The sequence below is a fragment of the Candidatus Polarisedimenticolaceae bacterium genome (assembly GCA_036376135.1).
GTDB lineage: Bacteria > Acidobacteriota > Polarisedimenticolia > Polarisedimenticolales > DASRJG01 > DASVAW01.
This window is the reverse complement of the sequence record DASVAW010000160.1, coordinates 1-3,929: the sequence shown is the minus strand read 5'-3', so window position 1 is coordinate 3,929 and position 3,929 is coordinate 1. Positions and strand designations below refer to the sequence as shown.

The window sequence follows — 3,929 nt, the reverse complement described above, 5'->3', positions numbered from 1 at the left end:
TCTCGAACGCCTGTACCTCGCGATCGCGTGGCGGAACTTCGTGAAGGGGGTATCGGAGCGCAAGCCCGATCCCACGACCCCGGCGATGCGGCTGGGTCTGACGAGCGAGCCGTGGAGCTGGGCGCGGGTACTGGCGCGGCGCCTGTTCCCGGCCCGCGTCCGGGTCCCGGCGAGCTGGCTCGAGGTCTACCGGCGCACCTGGATCACGCCCGGGATCCCCAACGCTCCCCACCGCCTCTCACTGGCCTACTGAGGCCGACCCTTGAAACGGAAGGTCAGGCAGTCGTGGATCCGGAGCTGCTCAACACGCTTCGCACCACCGTGGGCCCTATCGAGCCGCCAGCACGATCGCGCCGATCCCCGCCGCGACCCCGAGGACGAGGAGCACGATCTTCCACGCGCTCCACGGCCGCTCCCCTTGCACCTCGCCGGTGCGCGCGTTGACGAGGAACCGGTAGGTCCTGTCGCGATACCGGTAGGAACAGCTCCACAACGGCAGCAGCACGTGTTTGAATGACAGACCGTCCCAATGCGTCTCCGCACGCCAGACCTGCTGCCGGTCGCCGCCGATGTCGGCTCGGACGGCCGCGTCGACGTCCGCTTCCATGCGCCGCTTCGCGACGGCGAAGGCCTGCGCCAGCGGGATCCGGTAGCTGAGCGCCCGGAACCCGCCGAGGTAGTCGTCGGCGTAGGGGACGAGCGCCCCGAGGTCCCACGGCTCGAGCCTGCGCGCGAGGTCGGGAGGGACGACGTCGGTCGCCGGGACGAGGAGATCGTCGAAGGCGACGTCGACGCGGCCCCATCGAAGGGACCAGCGCGTGCGGGTCTCGGTCCGCCGGCGGCTCCCTTCGACGACCGTGACCGTGTAGTGATCGCCGCGCTGGCCCACGTAGTCGGTCGCGGTGCGCGCGTCGAAGGTCCAGAACGGCACGTAGGTCCCGGCGAGGGTCCCCGGATCGCGCGCCCAGGCGCGGAAATCGCCCGGCGCGAACCAGCGGCGGCCGACCCAGTCGCGGAACCGCTTCAGGGATTCCTCGCCCCCGACGCGGAACGGCAGCAACGCCTTCGGCCGCACGAGCTTCACCGAGCGCGCCGCGGCCACCACGGGAGTCCCGCAGAAGGCGCACGCGCACGCCGTCACGCCGTCGGGGAGGGTCGTCTCCGCACCGCATCCCGCGCACCGGTGCACCACGCGGTCGTCGGCTTCCTCGCGGTCCCGCAGGGCCTCGAGAGCGGCGAGGAGGTCCTCCTCGGCGACCTTGGCCCCGTCGGCCTCGATCGGCGACGTCGCGCCGCAGTGCGCGCAGACGATCGTTCCCTCCTCGGGAGAAAACGCCGCCGAGGCCCCGCAGGACGGGCAGCGGAACGACGGCGGGCGGTCGTCAGGGCTCCGGGTTGCCGCAGACATCCGCCGTCTTCACCTGGTAGAACCGGTTCGCGGTGTCGCCGAGCTGGTCCTTGTCCTCCCAGTAGGTTCCGGCCACCTCGGCGACCTGCGTGAACGGCCCCTGCGGTGCCTGCGCGCGGAGGATCCGGTAGGTCGCCGCGGTCGGGGACGCCGTCCACGACAGGCGCACGTGGGCGTCGTTCACCGGCGAGGCGAGAACCGTCGCGCCGACCGTCCCGGGGGCGGCCTGCGCCGTCTCGTCGCGCGCCCACCGGCGTACGAGGTTCGCGTCGGTGACGCCGCCGTTCGCCGGGCCGGTCGAGCAGGACTCGGCGTTTTCGGCGCGAACGACGTAGTAGAAGGTCGTGTCGTTCGGAGCCGAGGCGTCGGTATAGGTCGTTCCCGCGATCCCCGCGGCGATCCGGTTCCCGGCGGAGGGCACGAACGCCGGATCGGTCGAGCGGTACACGGAGTAGGTGCCGGCGGCGCCGGTGCCCCACGCCGGCGCGGCCTTCCACGAGAGCCGGATCCCCGTGTCGGCGCAGCCGCCGACGTCGGTCGCCGCGTCGAGACCGGCGAAGGTCGGGGCTCCCCCGCAGCCGCCGCAGACGTCGAAGTCGGGCTGGTTGGCGCTCTTGACCACGAACCGGTCGACGTTCCACCCCGCGCGGTTCGAGGTCTGGCTGAAGCCGGACGTGACGCGGAAGGCGATCTGGAGCTGGTTGTTCGCGTCGGCGAAGGCGCCGATGTCCACGCTCTGCAGCGACCAGGCGCTCTCGGTGAGGCCCGTCGCGCCGCTCGAGTTCCACACGGCGTTCCAGGCGTTGTTCTTCCTCACCTCCACGTAGGCGACGGCACCGCCGCCGACGTTGAGCCAGCGGCGGAACTTGAGCTGGCCGTTGGCGAGGGAGGAGGCGTTGATCACGGGGCTGACGGCGCGGGTGGTCGTGTTGATCTCGTAGTCGCCGGGCTTGGCGCCGAGTCCCGAGAGGTCGAGACCGAGCACGCGGGTTCCCTGGAAGGCGGCCGTCGGGTCGCCGGGGCTCGTCCCCCTCCCTTCGGGGGCCTGGATCTGCCATTCCCCTTCGAGCGTCCACCCGGTCGTCGATTCGAACTCGTCCCGGAACAGCCCGGGGATCCGGAAGGCGTTGAACTCGAAGGGGCTCCCCGACGCGTCGTAGACGCGGCTGTTCCCGTACGCGTCCGTCGAGGTCACGCGGAAGTACACCCGGGCGCACTCGGCGAAGGGGCGCACGGTGACCGCGTGCGCCTGGACGAGCGCGGCGTCGCTCACGACGTTTCCGAGCGCGGGGGTCGTGCCCCACTCGACCGTCGAGCTCGACGACTCCTGCGTGTCCCATCGGACGATCGCCCCGTCGTCGGAGACGTCCGTGACGCGCACGTTCGAGAAGGTAGGGGAGGCGCAGTCCGCGACCGCGGTCTGGAAGGAGACCGCGGGCTGTCCCGTCCCCGCGCTCGCGTCGTTGTACGTCGCGGTGAGCAGGTCGCCGCTCGCGGCCGAGAGCAAGCCGTCCCCGGGAAGGACCGCGTTCGGCGTCGTGGCGATCGCGCCCGTGAAGATCGAGGTGTTCACGCCGGTCTCGGTCAGGACGACCGTTTCGGGGGTCGTCTCGGTCGTGGAGCTGACCGTGACCGCCACGGTGTCCGCCGCGGTCGTGTTCGCGTTGAGGTCGAGGTCGACGACCTTCATCTGCAGCGTCTGCTGGCACCCGACGGTCGGGGTGAGCACGGTGAGCTTCCCGGCGCGGCAGGGCTGCAGGCCGTCGCCGAAGTTCCCGAGGGTCTCGAAGCTGTAGTACTGGCCGGAGCGCGTGTCGCTGACCACGTTCCCCGGCGCGTCGGAGCTTTCGACCCCGTAGTAGTACACGGTGCACCCCTGCAGGCCGTTGAGGGCGACGACGTGGCTCGTCACGTTGCCGGCGGTCGTCGCCGTCCGGTCCGGCGGGACGTTCTCGCCCCAGCGCACGATCGACGAGGAGCTCTCGTTCGTGGACCAGCGCACGTCCGCCCGCGCGTCGGTCACGCCCGTCGTCTGGATCGCCGAGATCTGCGGCGGGACGCAGTCCGACCCCGCGACCGCGGTGCGGGTCAGGTTGCTCCCCCCCTGGCCGTCGTCGGCGTCGAGGTAGGACGCGGTGATCGTCGCGCCGTCGGCGACGGCGAGCAGGCCGTCGCCGCTCGACGACGCGGAGGCGGTCGCCTGGAGGGTGCCGACGTACTTGGCCGAGCCCGGCGAGGTTTCCGTCAGCACCACCGTCTCGGGAGTAGGTTCCACCGTCGAGGAGACCTGCACCGTCGTCGTCCCCGCGCCGATGTTCGCGTCGAGCACGCTGATCTGCATCAGGCTCGAGCAGGCGTACGCCGGCTGGTTGAACTTCACCGTCCCCGCGAACGGCTGCGGGGTTCCCTGGGCGCAGGCCGAGACGGGGGAGTCGCAGGCCGAGTTCGCGCCGACCGCCTGGACCCGGTAGAAGAAGGTCGTCCCGTTCGGGAGATCGGTGTCCACGTATTGCGTCCCGGG

Annotated in this window: 3 protein-coding genes; 1 reads left to right on the top strand and 2 read right to left on the bottom strand. The window is 71.4% G+C overall.

What is annotated here, in order from left to right; all coding sequences use genetic code 11:
• Window positions 1-253 (top strand): hypothetical protein (locus VF139_17395; protein ID HEX6853174.1); only part of this gene is annotated, 253 nt, incomplete at its 5' end.
• Window positions 254-328: 75 nt separating this feature from the next.
• Here the strand turns inward: VF139_17395 and VF139_17390 are convergent.
• Both VF139_17390 and VF139_17385 read right to left on the bottom strand, forming a co-directional pair.
• Window positions 329-1,408: a hypothetical protein gene (locus VF139_17390; GenBank protein ID HEX6853173.1), complete on the bottom strand. Its 1,080-nt coding sequence runs from the start codon at window positions 1,406-1,408 to the stop codon at window positions 329-331.
• Window positions 1,383-3,929: hypothetical protein (locus tag VF139_17385; protein HEX6853172.1), on the bottom strand; the 2,547-nt coding region annotated here is incomplete at its 5' end. The genes VF139_17390 and VF139_17385, both read right to left, overlap by 26 nt.